The 15,039-nt window shown below is 69.7% G+C and carries 13 protein-coding genes; 5 read left to right on the top strand and 8 right to left on the bottom strand.

Translation table 11 applies throughout. From position 1 onward, the window contains the following. Positions 1 to 3: 3 nt before the first annotated feature. Positions 4 to 834, bottom strand: coding sequence for a pyrroline-5-carboxylate reductase (gene proC / locus Pla133_RS16495; protein WP_145067189.1), 831 nt, complete (start codon positions 832 to 834; stop codon positions 4 to 6). Positions 835 to 1,211: 377 nt separating this feature from the next. Between proC and Pla133_RS16490 the strand changes: the two genes are divergently transcribed. Beyond that, positions 1,212 to 3,434, top strand: a complete 2,223-nt coding sequence (locus Pla133_RS16490; RefSeq protein ID WP_419191618.1) for an alpha-amylase family glycosyl hydrolase — start codon at positions 1,212 to 1,214, stop codon at positions 3,432 to 3,434. Positions 3,435 to 3,585: 151 nt separating this feature from the next. Here the strand turns inward: Pla133_RS16490 and Pla133_RS16485 are convergent, their stop codons facing one another. Genes Pla133_RS16485 through mqnC form a run of 3 tightly spaced genes read right to left on the bottom strand, consistent with a single transcriptional unit; the run spans position 3,586 to position 6,487 of the window. Continuing rightward, a complete protein-coding gene (locus Pla133_RS16485; RefSeq protein WP_145067186.1) occupies positions 3,586 to 3,939 on the bottom strand; it encodes a hypothetical protein in 354 nt (117 codons plus the stop codon). 35 nt (positions 3,940 to 3,974) lie between these two features. Next, a complete protein-coding gene (gene mqnE, locus Pla133_RS16480) occupies positions 3,975 to 5,207 on the bottom strand; it encodes an aminofutalosine synthase MqnE (protein ID WP_419191617.1) in 1,233 nt (410 codons plus the stop codon). Continuing rightward, positions 5,204 to 6,487, bottom strand: coding sequence for a cyclic dehypoxanthinyl futalosine synthase (mqnC, locus tag Pla133_RS16475; RefSeq protein WP_419191616.1), 1,284 nt, complete (start codon positions 6,485 to 6,487; stop codon positions 5,204 to 5,206). Before mqnC ends, mqnE begins: the two co-directional genes overlap by 4 nt. Positions 6,488 to 6,621: 134 nt before the next feature. On the opposite strand from mqnC, the gene Pla133_RS16470 reads away from it, so the two are divergent. Next, the gene (locus tag Pla133_RS16470) at positions 6,622 to 8,307 is read left to right on the top strand and encodes a TlpA family protein disulfide reductase (RefSeq protein WP_145067184.1); all 1,686 of its coding nucleotides are present in this window, start codon (positions 6,622 to 6,624) and stop codon (positions 8,305 to 8,307) included. A 6-nt stretch (positions 8,308 to 8,313) separates the two neighbouring features. Here the strand turns inward: Pla133_RS16470 and Pla133_RS16465 are convergent, their stop codons facing one another. From Pla133_RS16465 to Pla133_RS16450, 4 genes are all read right to left on the bottom strand, one after another. Next, positions 8,314 to 9,147, bottom strand: a complete 834-nt coding sequence (locus Pla133_RS16465; protein ID WP_145067182.1) for a hypothetical protein — start codon at positions 9,145 to 9,147, stop codon at positions 8,314 to 8,316. Between the two features lie 43 nt (positions 9,148 to 9,190). Continuing rightward, the gene (locus tag Pla133_RS16460) at positions 9,191 to 9,748 is read right to left on the bottom strand and encodes a hypothetical protein (RefSeq protein ID WP_145067180.1); all 558 of its coding nucleotides are present in this window, start codon (positions 9,746 to 9,748) and stop codon (positions 9,191 to 9,193) included. Between the two features lie 655 nt (positions 9,749 to 10,403). Beyond that, entirely contained in the window at positions 10,404 to 11,585 is a 1,182-nt protein-coding gene (locus Pla133_RS16455; RefSeq protein ID WP_145067178.1) for an aminotransferase class V-fold PLP-dependent enzyme, read from the bottom strand. Positions 11,586 to 11,591: 6 nt separating this feature from the next. Then, entirely contained in the window at positions 11,592 to 12,110 is a 519-nt protein-coding gene (locus tag Pla133_RS16450) for a hypothetical protein (RefSeq protein WP_145067176.1), read from the bottom strand. 38 nt (positions 12,111 to 12,148) lie between these two features. Between Pla133_RS16450 and Pla133_RS16445 the strand changes: the two genes are divergently transcribed. The 3 genes from Pla133_RS16445 to Pla133_RS16435 all read left to right on the top strand — a co-directional run bounded on the left by Pla133_RS16445 (position 12,149) and on the right by Pla133_RS16435 (position 14,844). Beyond that, positions 12,149 to 12,640, top strand: coding sequence for a YbaK/EbsC family protein (locus Pla133_RS16445; RefSeq protein ID WP_419191615.1), 492 nt, complete (start codon positions 12,149 to 12,151; stop codon positions 12,638 to 12,640). Positions 12,641 to 12,728: 88 nt separating this feature from the next. Beyond that, positions 12,729 to 14,084: a glycine--tRNA ligase gene (locus Pla133_RS16440; protein ID WP_145067172.1), complete on the top strand. Its 1,356-nt coding sequence runs from the start codon at positions 12,729 to 12,731 to the stop codon at positions 14,082 to 14,084. A 343-nt stretch (positions 14,085 to 14,427) separates the two neighbouring features. Further along, the gene (locus Pla133_RS16435; protein WP_145067170.1) at positions 14,428 to 14,844 is read left to right on the top strand and encodes a hypothetical protein; all 417 of its coding nucleotides are present in this window, start codon (positions 14,428 to 14,430) and stop codon (positions 14,842 to 14,844) included. The last annotated feature ends 195 nt before the right edge of the window (positions 14,845 to 15,039 follow it).

Below are 15,039 nucleotides of genomic sequence, written 5' to 3'. Positions count from 1 at the left end.
GCGTCAGCGCTTGCGCTCTCCGCCCAGGCCGGCGGCCGCCCGCGCCGCCTCCTGGATCCCGCGCGCCAGGGTCGAGCGGATCCCGCCGTCTTCCATCACCAGGAGTCCGGCGATGGTGCAGCCGGCCGGGGTCAGGACGTCGTCCTTGAGCGCGGCCGGGTGCTTGCCGGTCTCCAGCACCAGGCTGGCGGCCCCGCGCACGGTCTGGGCGGCGAGTTCGGTGGCGACGGCGCGGGGTAGGCCCATCATCACGCCGCCCTCGGAGAAGGCCTCCAGAATCACGTAGACGAAGGCCGGTCCCGAGCCGGACAGTCCGGTGACGGCGTCCATGTGCTCCTCGTCGAGCTCGAGCACGCGGCCCAGGGGCGCGAACAGTGAACGCGCCAACTCGGCGTCCGCCGCGCTGGCGTGGCTGCCGCGCGACACCACGGTCATGCCCTCGCCGATCAGGCAGGGGGTGTTCGGCATGGCGCGCACACAGCGGGCGCCGTCGGGTGCGACGGCCTCGATCGACGCGGTGGAGATCCCGGCCGCGGCGGAGACGATCAGCGGACCGTGGTCCAGCGCGCCCGCCCGCGCCAGGTCCGTCACCAGGCCGAGGATCGCCTTGGGCTTGGTGCAGAGCAGCAGCACGTCGGCGGCACTCGCGGCTGCCGCGGCGTCGATACCGACCGCGAAGGGCAACTCGCGGTCCAGGGCCAGGGCGTGCTCCGCCCGCCGGACCGTTCCCGTCAGGCGCTCCGGCGCCACGTCGCCGGAGCGGACGAGGCCCTCCGCGAGCGCCCGACCCAGGGTCCCCAGACCCAACACAGCGACGCGACTTTGATCGAGCATGGGCGGCAGGCTACCAGTCGGCCGAGCGGATGAGGCCGCGGAAGCACGGCCCTGGGGACGAGCGAACCTGGCGAGGTATCGGGCGCGGGGCGCCGCGCGCCGAATCGTCACAAGGAAGACGCATCGGTTCGGCGCGATGCGAGCCGGCGCGGGGCCGCATTGACGCAACGTTGTCCAAGGTCGCGTTCCCAACCCTGCACCTGATTCCTGAAGGTGTCGTGCGGTTCGGGAGACCGGCGCCGAGGCGGCTTCCTTTGTGGACACCTTGGCGCGGCGCTAGCGTCGAGTGATCGTCCTCGCGAGCACGCGAGCACGCCTGATCCCAGGAGTCGCGCGCAAGCAGCGGGCGCCTCCCTCCCCGCAAGAAGAGGTCTCCCATGAACGCACCGGGTCGATCGTTTCGGACCAGTGCCAGCGTCGCCGCCTGCGCTCTGACCCTGGTCGGATTGCTACAGGCCGCCTCCCCCGGACCCACGGCGCGCTCGGTCGCGCCCGAACCCGCGGCGGCCGCCGCACCGAGCTGGATGGGCGTCTTCGGCGCCTACGTCCGCCACGACGGCTCGAACCCGGGCTCGTTCACCATCCTGATGAACCAGGACTATTGGGGCCTGCACGCCGAGGTCGGCCTGCGGATCAACGGCGGGAGCTGGACCACGGAATCGATGGCCTACGTGGGCAACGACGCCGGCAACTCGGTCTGGACCCACACCCCGGCGGCGCCGATCGCGCCCGGCAGCACGGTCGAGTACTACTTCCACGGCTACGACAACTGGGGCGCGAACGTCTGGGACAACAACGGCGGAGCCAACTACAGCCACACCGCGGCCCTGATCCCCTCGGCCAAGGCGGGCATGGGGGCCTGGGTCGATGGGGGCGACACGACGTTCCGCGTCTGGGCCCCCAATGCCACGACCGTGGCCGTGGCCGGCTCCTTCAACGCCTGGTCGGGCACGGCCAACCCCCTCGGAAGCGATGGCGGCGGGCACTGGTCCGTGGATGTTGCCGGCGACCAGTCCGGCGAGACCTACAAGTACGTGATCGACGGCACCCTGTGGAAGAACGATCCGCGCGCCACGGCGGTGACCAACTCGGTCGGTGACTCGATCGTGGCCGACCCCGCGGCCTACTCCTGGACGAGCTTCTCGATGCCCGGCTGGCATGAGCTGGTGATCTACGAGCTCCACATGGGCACCTTCAACGACTCGCCCGGGGGCACTCCGGGCGGTTGGCAGTCGGCTATCTCCAGGCTCGATCACCTGCAGGACATGGGCATCAACGCCGTCGAGGTGATGCCCGTGGCCGAGTTCGCCGGTGACTTTTCCTGGGGCTACAACCCGGCCCATCCCTTCGCCCCGGAGAGCGTCTACGGCAGCCCTGACGACATGCGCGACTTCGTGGACGAGTGCCACCAGCGCGGGATCGCCGTGATCATCGACGTGGTCTACAACCACCTCGGTCCGAGCGACCTGGACATGTGGCGCTTCGACGGGACCTCGACCGGCTCCTACGGCGGCATCTACTTCTTCCAGGACTGGCGCGCGACGACGCCCTGGGGTGACACGCGGCCCGACTACGGTCGCGGCGAGGTGCGCAGCTTCCTGCGCGACAACGCCCTCTACTGGTTGAACGACTTCAACTGCGACGGCCTGCGCTGGGACTCGACGGTCAACATTCGCACCCAGAACAACGGCGGCGGCGGCAGCATCGCCGAGGGGTGGACGTTGATGCAGTGGATCAACAACGAGATCGACTCGGCGGCCAGCTGGAAGATCTCGATCGCGGAGGACCTGCAGAACAACGACTGGATGACCAAGACGACGGGCGCCGGCGGGGCCGGGTTCGACTCCCAGTGGGATGCGGCCTTCGTGCACCCGATCCGCGACGCGGTGATCGAGGCCACGGACGCCAACCGCGACATGTACGCGGTGCGCGACGCCATCGCCAAGATCGACAACGGCGACCACCTCGACCGCGTGATCTACACCGAGAGCCACGACGAGGTCGCCAACGGCAGCGCGCGCGTGCCCGAGGAGATCTGGCCCGGCAACGCCGCGAGCTGGTACTCGAAGAAGCGCTCGACCCTGGGAGCGGCCCTGGTCTTCACCAGTCCGGGCATCCCGATGCTCTTCCAGGGGCAGGAGTTCCTGGAGGACGGGTACTTCGCGGACACCGACCCCGTGGACTGGGCCAAGGCCTCGACCTATTCGGGCATCACCGACCTCTACACCGATCTGGTGGGCTTGCGTCGCAACTTCGGCGGCAAGACCGCCGGCCTGCGCGGCGGCAACGTCAACGTGCACCACGTCAACAACACGAACAAGCTCATCGCCTTCCACCGCTGGGACAGCGGCGGCAGCGGGGACGACGTGGTCGTGGTGGCCAACTTCTCGGGCACCGGCTACTCGAGCTACAACGTCGGCTTCCCCTCGGGGGGCACCTGGAAGGTGCGCTTCAACTCCGACTGGAGCGGCTACGACTCGGGCTTCGGCAACTGGACCGCCTACGACACCACCGCGAGCTGGGGCGCCAAGGACGGCATGTCCTACAACGCCAACGTGGGCGTCGGTCCCTACACGGTGATCGTGCTGTCGAAGGACTGAGGTGAATCGGACGCGGGCGCGCGGATCTTCCACGCGCCCGCGACCCTTCGAGCTGCCGCTCGGTCCTGTTCGCTGGCGGTCGCGGCGCTGTAGTTCGCGGCGGGGCGGGCCGGGCCGGGCCGGCTGTGACGCCAGCAGCCTCCAGGCTGCCTCAGTCGACCATCGCGAAGGTCGTGGCCACGAACTTGCCGTCCTTCAGCTCGCCGTCGGCGCGGGCCTGCAGACCGTCCTTGTGGCAGAAGGGCATGTAGCCCAGGTCGATCGGGGCCTCGAGGGCCACGAACTCACCGTCGACCTCGATGTACTCGCCGCAGGCACCGACCTCTTCGAGGGCGCAGCCGCAGATCAGGGCGTGGGTCTGGGCCTGGTCCGAGGGAACTGTCGCGTCGGACACGGCGCCGTGCTCGTGGTCCGCGTGATCGTGCCCGTCGTGGCCGTCGCCGCCGCAGGCGACGAGCAGGGACAGGGCGGCGGAGGCGAGGAGGGTCGTGGTAAGGGGCTTCATGGGGATCGGCTCGGTCGGAGTTGGCGGGTCGGTCGTCAGCCTGCGACGGGGGCCGGCGCGCCCACCGGGGCGAGCTGCTCGTCGGCGGACCAGACCACGTTGTAGAGGGTGTCGCGTTCCACCGGCACGCGGCCGGCGTCGCGGATCCAGCGCACCAGCTCGGCCCGCCCGACCTCCTGGGGCGTGGTGGCACCGGCATCGTGGTAGATCTTCTCCTCGACCACGGTCCCGTCCACGTCGTCGGCGCCGAAGGCCAGGGCCGTCTGGGCCACAGGCACGTCCATCAGGATCCAGTAGGCCTTGATGTGCGGGATGTTGTCGAGCAGCAGCCGTGCGACCGCCAGCTCGCGCAGCTCGTCCAGGGCAGTGGGGCCGCAGTAGTGGCTCCACTCGTTGTTCTCCGGGTGGAACGAGAGCGGGATGTAGGTCTGGAAGCCGCCGGTCTCGTCCTGCAGGCGCCGCAGGCGGTCGAGGTGGTCGACGCGCTCCGCGATGGTCTCCATGTGCCCGTGCAGCATGGTGCAGTTGCTGCGCAGACCGGCGCGGTGCACCTCGCGCGCCGTGGCCAGCCACTGCTCACCGGAGATCTTGTTCTTGTAGCCCTCGGCGTGGATGCGCTCGGAGAAGACCTCGGCGCCGCCGCCGGGGCAGGAGCCCAGGCCGGCCGCCTTCAGGTCCTCGAGCACCTCGGCCAGGGTCTCGTGACGCCCCTCGTGGCGCGCCGTCTTGGCGATCTGGTCGAGCTCGACCATCGTGAAGGCCTTGACGTGGATCTCGGGCCGCGCCGCCTTCACCGCGCGCAGCAGGTTCAGGTAGTAGTCGTAGGGGATCTTGGGCCAGACCCCCGCGACCATGTGGACTTCGGTCACCGGCTGGTCGGCGTGCTCGAGCAGCTTGGCGGCGGCCTGCTCGGGCTCCAACAGGTAGGCGCCCTCCTGACCCGGCAGCCGGTCGAAGGAGCAGAAGCTACAGAACTTGTTGCACCAGTTCGTGTAGTTGATGTGCTGGTTGACGTTGAAGTAGGTGCGGTCGCCATGGATGCGCTCGCGCACCCAGTTGGCCAGGGCGCCCACCGCATGCAGGTCGGCCTCGTACAGCCGCAGGCCGTCTTCACAGGAGAGGCGCTGGCTGGCCAGGACCTTGTCGGCGATGTCGCCCAGCCCCGCGGCCTCGGCCCGCCGTCGAACCAGTCGTTCCTTGGTGCTACCGGCCGCCGCGGTCTCGTTGATGCCGCCCGTCGCGATGCCCGATCCCTGTGCCGCACTCACGAGCCCACCTCCGCGAGACTGGCGCTGCCGGCGGGTCGCACGGCGGCCTCCTCGCGGCTCTTGGGGAAGCACGGCCCGTCGTGGCGCTCGTCGACGATTCCGTACCAGGAGTTGCGCCGCCGCGGCGCGAATCCGGCCCCGGTGATCATGCGCTCGATCGTCTCGATGCCCTCCAGCTTCATGCAGCCGGCGGCCGAGACCACGTTCTCCTCCAGCATCGTGCCGCCGAAGTCGTTGCAGCCGTAGCGCAGGGTGATCTGGGCCATCTTCATGCCCTGGGTCACGTAGGAGGTCTGGATGTTGTCGAAGTTGTCGAGGTAGATGCGCGACAGGGCCTGGACCCGCAGGTAGACGCCGGGCGTCGTGCGCGGCGGGTACAAGTGCTGCTCGGGAACGCCGTCGGGCTGGGTGTTCCAGCAGGCGAAGGCGGTGAAGCCGCCGGTCTCGTCCTGCAGCGCGCGCAGGCGCTCGAGGTGCTCGATCCGCTCCGCCGGCGTCTCGACGTTGCCGAACATCATCGTGGCCGAGGAGCGCAGGCCGGCCTCGTGGACCTTGCGGTGCACGTCGAGCCACTTGTCGGTCGTGGTCTTCTTCGGCGCGATGATCTCGCGCACCCGCTCGACCAGCATCTCGGCCCCGGCGCCGGGCACCGAGCCCAGGCCGGCCGCGGTCAGGTCGGCGATGACCTCCTCGACCGGCCGCTTCTCGATGCGCGAGAGGTGGTCGAGCTCGGGCGCCGAGAGGGCGTGGAGGTTGATCTGGGGGAAGCGCTGGCGCAGGTCCGCAAAGAGGTCCGCCCACCAGTCGCTCTTCAGGTAGGGGTGGTGCCCGCCCTGCATCAACACCTGCCGCCCACCCAGCTCCGCCGTCTCGCGCACCTTGTCGACGATCACCTCGCGGTCGAGGACATAGGCCTCGTCGTGCTTCGGCCGCCGGTAGAAGGCGCAGAAGCCGCAGTCGGTGATGCAGACGTTGGTGGGGTTGATGTTGCGATCGACGATGTAGGTGACGATCGGCTCGGGGTGCTTGCGCCGGCGCACCTCGTCCGCGAGCTGGCCGAGCAGGCCGATGTCGGCGTGCTCGTGCAGCAAGAGGCCCTCTTCGGGCGTGATCCTCCCGCCGTCCAGGACCTTGTCGGCGACGCGCTCGAGCTCCGCGGCCAGGGTGCCGGTGGCCGTGGCCGCGGCCAGGGGCGCGTTCCACAGGGCCGACGGAGCCTGGTCGCCCACGCCGTGGCGCCCCGCGTGGACGGGTTCGGTGGTTGTGCCTTCGGACTGCATCGCGGGCCAATATAGGACGGCCCAGGGCTCGCATCGGCCCCCCCGGCGGCGTAACTCTCGGCACCCGGGACGCAGGCAGAGGAGTGCCGGCGGATTGCTATCCTGCGCGGCTGCTCGCTGCGCGTCCGACATCGATGAGAGCCACCTCGAGAATCGCCTGCCTGTTGGCCTTGCCGCTGCTCGCTTGGACGGTGTCGGCCCAGCTGGTGTCAGCCCGGCCGGGGGCGTCCGTGGGCGCCGTCCAGGAATCGGTCAGCGAGGGGGCCCCTGCGCCCGACGGCGAGGCGCAGCGACCGGACGCGTTGGAGATCTACTCGGCGGTCTACAAGTTCCGCCTGGCCCATGCCCAGTGGGAGCTGGGTGGCCGGCGGGGGCGACATCCTGCCCGCGAGGCCTACCCGATCTTCGACGACCTGGTGCAGCGCGGATGGAGCTGGGGCCGCCTCTGGCTGCTCGAGAACTTGGACCTGGCCGGCCTTGCGCCCTCGGACGAGCGCCGTCGGCGGCGCAGCTTGGTCGAGGTCCTGCTGACCCCGACGGCTGACGGGGCCAGGCCGATTCCGGACGCCAGTGCCGAGGCGGCCCTGCTGGCCCTGGCCGAGCACCCGCGCGACTTCGAGCGGGCGGAGGCCGAACCCTGGGTCCGCCGAACCCTGTCCACCTACCCCAGTGGCCGGATCCAGGCGGCGGGCCAGGTGGCCCTCGGGGCCCTGCTCGACGTCTACCCCGACCCGCCCGCGGGCGCCGCGACCAACGGCGAACGCCCGGCCCAGAGCGGCCCAGATCCGGCCGAGCAACTCTGGCGTGGCGTGATCGCCGGCCATCCCGAGACCGCGGCCGCGCCCCTGGCGGCGGACCTGCTGCTGGTCAACGTCGAGCGCCGCTACCGGGCGGCCGCGGATGCCTGGGTGGTTCGCTGGCTCGACGCCCAGAGCGGCGCCGACCCCGGTCCCCACCCGGCCACGGAGACCTGGGCCCAGGTCGAGTCCCTGGCTGCCGCAGGATCGGGCCGGGCCCTGTGGTGGATGGCCCGTGAGGTGCGCCACCTGAACCTCGACGAGGAGGAGCTGGCCCAGCGACGCATCGAACTCCTGGACCGTCTGATCGAGGAGCACACCGACGCGCCCTGGCTGGCCGAGGCCGTGCAGTTCTCGGAGGTCATCGTCTCCGACCTCGGCCTGGAGGCGGTCGAGCGCCTGGGCCGCGGCCTGCTCGAGGGCAGCCGCGATCCCCACGTCCGGGCCTGGGTCCTGCACGGCATGGCGACCATCGCCGCCTCCGACGACCAGGATCCCGAGAGCGTCGAGCGTGCCATCGCCTTGCTTGAGCGGCTGCAGGCCGAGTACCCGGAAGACCGTCTGGCGGAGGCCGCCGGGAGCTGGCTCTTCGCCCTGCGTCACCTGCGGCCGGGACAGATTCCGCCGCCGCGCGAGGCCCTCGATGGCGATGGACAGCCGATCCGGTTGACCGACCTGCGGGGCGAGGTTGCCCTGCTCGTCTTCTGGGGCTGGTGGAGCCCCGTCGCCGCCTTCGAGCTCGCGCGAGTGGGGGAGTTGGCCGAGCGCTTCGACCAGCGGCCGTTCACGGTCGTCGGCATCAACTCCGACGACGACCCCGCCGCCGCGCGAACGCGCTTCGACGAGGCGGGCTACGACTGGCGCAACGTCTGGGAAGGACGGCGCTCGGGTCCGTGGACCCAATCGTGGCACGTGCGCAGCTTCCCGACCTACTTCCTGCTCGATGCCGACGGGCGCATCGTGGCCGTGGAACAGGACCTCGACGCGATCATCCCGCGGCTCGAGAGCGCGCTCGAGGGTTAGCCCCGGTCACTCCCAGGAAGCGACGATGGCGCGGAGGCGCATGTTGCGCTGGGCCAGGCGGTGGGTCGTGAGCTGCATCCGCTCATCCACTTCGGGAAAATCGTCCCGGTGGAGCTCGACGGAGCCGATCCAGCCGTTGCCCAGTGAGGTCGAGCCCGAATAGAAGACGCCGCCCCGGTCCCGCTCACCCGCGGGCGGAGCCGTCGGGTCGTTGGGCGAAAGGTACGGGAACGACTCGAAGCGATCGGAGACCAGCTCCGCCGTGATCGCTTGATCGAGCGCCGAGTAGTAGGCGTCGACGGCCTCCTCGAGGTCCATCTGTTCGGGGGAGATGACCGCGGACAACTCCACCAGTTGGACCTCATCCAGATCGGCGACCAGTCCGACCTCGGTCTGCAGCCAGCGAACCGTCAGTCGGTCGTCAGCGGGCCAGCTCCGGCGGGCGGCGCGCTTGGACTCGAGTTTTCTCGGGCTCAGGCGCAGGCGTTCGGCGAGCAAGCGGCGGGCGTCGGCTTCGCTGACTTGCGGGACCGCCAAGGCCTCGAAGTCGACTCCGGCCTCGACCAACCGCGTGAGGATCTCGTCGCCGCGATCGTGCGAGAGGACGAACTCGCGAACATCGTCGGGTAGGTCCTCCGGGGGTGACGACGCCTCGGCCACCGAGCGAGTTTGGAGCTCGCCAGGTTGCGTGAGTCGACTCGTAACCAACAGTCGGCCAGCATCCGAATCCGGCCGGGCACCGCTTCCTGCTGGCCCCGAGTCGTCCAAAACGATCGTGGCCAGGCCGACGGTTCCCGCGACGAGACCGAATGCGATCAGCGCTGTTGTCTGCATTGCCATGGCTTCTTCTCCTGCTCCGCTCGGTCTGGTTCCGGCGGCCGATTCAGACGTCGTCGCAACTGCCACAGGACCCCGAGGCCCATGCACTTGTCGACGAACCTTGGGAGGTCACGTAAGTGAAACTCCAGACGTAGGGACCCACGCCACAAACGAACGAGCCTGGGGGGATCGAAACCGTGCTCACACCGGAAGAGCCCTGGGGGAACTCGGGGGCGTACTCGGGCAGGCACAGCGTGCGGGCGCCAATCTGCACGCACGCTTCGAAAGTACCCGTGTCGATCAGCGGGAAGCCGTCCCACTCGCGAGTGACGAGGGCTCCGCAATACAGGAACGGCACGCAATAGGCTTCGCCCGCTCCGAACTCCGGGTCACCCGAGACCCCCAACAGGCACTGACCCGAGGTGACCTCGACGTCGATGCTCATCACCCCGGCGCCGATCAATGGGCCGAAGGACCAGATGTAGCTCGCGGCGCCCGAGTCGGACGTCCCCAGGCAACCCGGACAGGACTCGAATCCGGCTTCCTGACCAGCGCTGAACTCCGCGCCGGAGATGGACAGGAGGAGAGCGCCGAGAACGATCGAGGCAAGCTTCGATTCCATTGATCCAGCAGACGCCTGGCCACGCCGAGTTGTCAATGGCGCTGCTCCCTCGTCGTCCGACCGTCGAGCAAGCGCGGATTCGCGGACTTCCGACTTCCGAGTGGACTGGCTCCGCTCGATCACCGATCGCGATGACCTCGAAACCGCGCGCGGGCGATGAAGATATCGCTAGGAAGTCCGCTTTCCAATCGGGTATCGGTCGGCACGAATTCGGGTCCGAAGGTGCAACGTGGGCCGCCAACCACCGCCTTTAGGTCGGGGTGGAGGCGCGGACTTCCGGGATCCTCCAGGCGGCGGTTGCCACTGCATGGGTTCCTCGTGCCACGGTTGCCGAGGAACGCTGAAAGGCGTTGAAGGTCGGCCCCAGGGACAGGGGGACGACGTTCGAATCTTTCGATCCGGCGACCCGCTGTGCCCCTGGCTCCCGGACTTGGCGCAAGTGTCGATCGCCCCCGAAGGTGAGGTCGTCTGCGCCGACGATGCAACTTCGTTCTAGTGTCCTGGATCAGAAATTCGGCGTCACTACCCGGAGGTCCGATCGATGCTGGCTAGGCGCGCCGACGACGCGTATCCGCTGCGATACTCGGAGGAGGCGCTGGCGACGCCAGCGGCGATCGGAGCCCGGGAAGTGACGCCGAATTTCTGATCCAGGACACTAGAGCGCTCGCAGGCTCGCAAGCAGGCGATCCACGTCCTCGTCGTCGTGATAGATCGCGAAGCCGAAGCGCAGACGATCGTCGCGACGGTCGGTCAACACCCGGGCGGCCTGAAGGCGTGCTTGGAGCTCGCCCGCATCGGTGCGGCGGAAGGTGAGGAAGCGTCCGCGCGCCAGGCTGCGACCGGGGATCAACTCGGCGATGGACAGGGGACCTGCTTCGCCGGCCTCGACGCCGTCTAGGAAGCGCGCTTGCAGTCGACCCACGTGGGCATGGATCGTGGCCACGTCCAAGCCCTCGCGCTCGAGCAGTTCGAACGTCGCGTTGAGGCGCAGGATGCCGCTGGGGTCGAGGGTGGAGCCGAGGAAGCGCCCGCCGTGCTCGGGGTACGGCACGCGGTCCGAGCCCGGAGCGGCGAGGGCGTCGAAACCGGCGAACCAGCCTGTGTAGAGGGGCCGCGGCGCGATGCCGGGGGGACAGTGCATGAAGCAGGCCCCTTCGCCGCTCATGGCGTACTTGTAGCCGCCCGAGGTGTAGAAGACGCGGTCGGCGACGGCGGACCAATCGGTCGGCACGGCCATGAAGCCGTGGTAGCCGTCGCAGATGGCGAGGGCGCCAGTGGCTGCGGCCTCGGCCAGGAGCTGCGGCGCGGCGTCGAACACGAAGCCCGAATCGAACAGCACGTGGCTGCAGAGCACGAAGTCCCACTGGCCCCCGCGCAGGGCGGCGGCGAAGCGCTCCGCGAGGGTGTCGAACGGCTCGGCCGCGACGCTCGTGACCTCGGCCTGGCCCGACTCGGCCAGGCGATCGATCTGTCGCCGGAAGCTGTGGAACTCGGCGTCGGTGGTCAGCACCCGCGCCGGGCGAGCGAGCTCCATGGACGTGAAGGCGCGAAAGACCAACTCGTGGGTCGAGGTCGCGAAGGCGAAGCTCGAACCATCGGCGAGGGGCCCGTCGCCCAGGCCCAGGGTGCGCGCCAAGTGCCGCTGGAACTCGGGAATCACCTCACCGAAGAGCCACTCCCACTTGGTGTCGGCCAGCTCGGCGGCGCGATCCCAGGCGGCCAGGTGCGCGTCGCGGGTGACGTCCGGCCAGTAGTGGTGGCTGTGGGCAGCGAAGTGCAGGCGCTCGGGCGCGGCCTTGAAGGTGCGGGCGAAGAGGTGCTTGTGGGAGTGGGGCATGGGGCGTCAGCGGCTCGCGTCGGACGACATCAGGGCGCTGATGTCGATCGCCAGGAAGGCCAGGAACACGCCCGCGCTGAGCAGGTTCGCGTAGTAGACCGGTTGTTCCGGCACGATGCCCTCCATGCCGGCCATCAGTACGACCAGGATGCCGAACAACGCGACCCCCTCCATCAGCGCCCACTTGATGATGTAGGCCGTGCGCAGTCGGTCCGCGCTGCGCTCGCGGCGCGCGGCGTCGGCCAGGCGCGAAGAGAGGGTCATCGCCACGGTCCAAGCGACGAGGGCGAAGCCTGCGTGGACCATGGAAAGCAGGCCGACCATGGAGCCGGTACCGCCCGGTTCAGCGGGGGCCGCGGGATCGATGCCCGAAGCGCCGGACTGCTCGAGAAATGGCATCGCCAGGGAGATCGCCGTGAACAGCACGACGCCTGTGCCCAGGGCGAGGCCGACGATCGCAATCTGCTTCGGGCCACCGCTCGGACGACCGCCGCCACCCCCCTGCGCCAATTTCGGATCTGCCATGGCGGGATCCTAGCCGACGGCCGGCTAGGCTCGCCGCGGTGGGGAAGCCCAACTCCGTCCGGCTGCTCGAGCGCGAAGGTGTGGACCACGTCCTGCACGAGGTCGGGCCCGAGGTGAAGAGCGGGCAGGCCATGGCCCAGGCCCTGGGTGTGAAGCCCGAATGGGTGCTGCGCACGATCGTCTGCGAGCTGGAGTTTGCCGGCCCCGCTGGCGCACCCGGCCGACGGGCCAAGGCGTTGGTGCTGCACGGCTCCGCCGCCGAGCTCGACCTCAAGCGCCTGGCCCGCGCCGCCGGGGCCGCGCGAGCCCGCCTCGCCGATCGGGGCGAGGCGGAGCGCTGGACGGGTCTGGTGCGCGGCGGGATCTCGGCCCTGGCCGTGCCGCCCGGGCGCTTCGAGGTGCTGATCGAGGCCGCGGCCCTCGCGGCGAGCCGGGTCTTCGTCAGCGCAGGCCGGCCCGGCGCGGAGCTGGAGCTGGCCCCGGCCGATCTGGTCCGCGTCATCGGCGCGCGCTCGATCGACCTCGGATAGGGCTCGCGCCGCGGCTAGACTGCTCGGCCCTTTCCCGGACCCGAGCCCCCGCGCCCCGCATCCCGACCCAGCCCCCCCGAGCTCTCCGATGGCCAAGCCCGAGCCGACCTTGATGGACAAGATCGTGTCCCTGTGCAAGCGCAGGGGCTTCGTGTTCCCCGCCTCCGAGATCTACGGTGGCATCGGCAACACCTACGACTACGGTCCCCTCGGCGTCGAGCTGATCCGGCGTGTGAAGGAGGCCTGGTGGGGGGCCACCGTCACCGAGCGCGAGGACGTGGTCGGCCTCGACAGCGCGATCATCCAGAACCCCCAGACCTGGATCACCTCGGGCCACGTGGGCGGCTTCACCGACCCGATGGTCGACTGCAAGAAATGCAAGGGGCGCTTCCGGGCCGACAAGCTCGAGGACGCGCGCTGCCCGGAGAAGCCCTCCAAGCGCCCCGGTGAGTGCGACGGCGAGCTGACCGAGCCGCGCGAGTTCAACCTGATGTTCAAGACCACCATCGGGCCGGTGGAGGAGACCGGCTCGACGGCCTACCTGCGGCCCGAGACGGCCCAGGGCATCTTCCTGAACTTCAAGAACGTGCTCGAGTCGGCCCGCGCCAAGCCGCCCTTCGGCATCGCCCAGATCGGCAAGTCCTTCCGCAACGAGATCACCCCCGGCAACTTCGTCTTCCGCACGCGGGAGTTCGAGCAGGCCGAGATGGAGTTCTTCGTGCCGCCCGCGGAAGAGCAGCAGTGGTTCGACTTCTGGGTCAAGGAGCGCTTCGACTGGTACGTGCGCCACGGCATCGACCCGGCCAAGCTGCGCCTGCGCGTCCACGAGGACAAGGAGCTGGCCCACTACTCGACCGCCACCAGCGACATCGAGTACGAATACCCCTTCGGCTGGGGCGAGCTCGAGGGCATCGCCTGCCGCACGGACTTCGACTTGAAGCGCCACTCGGAGGCCTCGGGCACGGACCTGCTCTTCTTCGATCCCCAGACGAAGGAGCACTACACGCCCTTCGTGATCGAGCCGGCCGGCGGCATCAACCGCATGGCCCTGACCTTCCTGATCGACGCCTACGAGGAGCAGCAGCTCGAGAAGGACACCCGCGTGGTGCTGCACCTGCACCCCTCGATCGCGCCGATCACCGTGGCGGTCCTGCCCCTGGTCAAGAAGGAGGGCATGCCCGAGAAGGCTCGCGAGATCGGCGCCATGCTGCGCCGGGCGCGCTACTCGACCTCCTACGACGAGAAGGCCGCCATCGGCCGCCGCTACCGTCGCCAGGACGAGGCCGGCACGCCCTTCTGCGTGACGATCGACGGCGAGACCCTGACCGAGAACACCGTCACCCTGCGTCACCGCGATTCGATGGAGCAGGAGCGGGTGCCCGTGGCCGAGCTGCGTGGGCGTATCGACGCCGCGATCGAGGCCTGGAAGCGGCCCGGGGCCTGACCGGGCGGTTCCCAGGCTCCGTTGACCTTGTCGAGGGGGGGGGGAGCCTCCCCTCGTGATCGGGTTCAGTCGTAGGTTTCTGATCGGTGCCGTCGGGCTGTTGGCATTCGCGGCCCTCGGAGTTCTGCTCGGGACCGCGAACGTCGACCGTGGCGAGCGGCAGGCCGGCGGGCGGAGTCCGGCCCAGGCGGCCGCCGATCGGAGTCAGGACGAGGGGGAGCGGACGACGGCCACGCCAAGCCCCAGGCGACAGCTCGTACTCGAGTCGCCGGCCAGCTCGGCCCTCGGGGAGAGGCCATCGGATCGGGTCGAGCGGCCGGCTCCGACCGCTCCCTCGACAGGCGTGGCGGTCGCACCGAGCTCCGTCGCGGTCGAGTCGGGAGTCCTGTCCACGCCCCACGAGGAGATCGAGAAGGCCCTGGCGACGTTGCAAGACGAGCCCTTCTGTGGCTACGCCCGCCGCGGTTGCCTGGAGGCGATTGCGGTGCGGATGTCCTCGGAGAATCGCTACACCGTGCTGGTTCCGGGCCGGCAGGAGCCCCCGGTCACGGATGCGGACTTCGTCTTCAGTCGGCTCGTGGGGGCGGAGAATCGCCGGTTCGCCTTCGACCTGGACGAGTTTCCGATCGTGCGGCGCTTGGACGAGGCTCTCGGCGAAGCGCGCCGACGCGAGGCCCCACCGGTGATCGAGCCGGGTTCGGAACTTTGGTTCGAGGTCGTGGCCTTCCTCGAGGAGAGTCTGGCCTACCCGGGGGAGTGACGTCGAAGGTCCCAGCGGCGCGCGACGGCGATCCGGTAGCCCTGAGGCGCCCGATCTGGCGCGTGAGGACGCGAGGGCAGGGTCTCGACCCGCGACGGAGCAGTCCTCGAGCCGGCGCGGTAGGGCCGCTCCCCGACAAGCCTGGACCAGGGCATCGATCGTCGGGCTGCCGGCGGTGGCGGTCGGGTCCTGGAG

The organism is Engelhardtia mirabilis (assembly GCF_007748095.1).
Lineage (GTDB): Bacteria > Planctomycetota > UBA1135 > UBA1135.
Note: the sequence above shows the minus strand (reverse complement) of the source record. Positions and strands in the feature narration are given on the sequence as shown.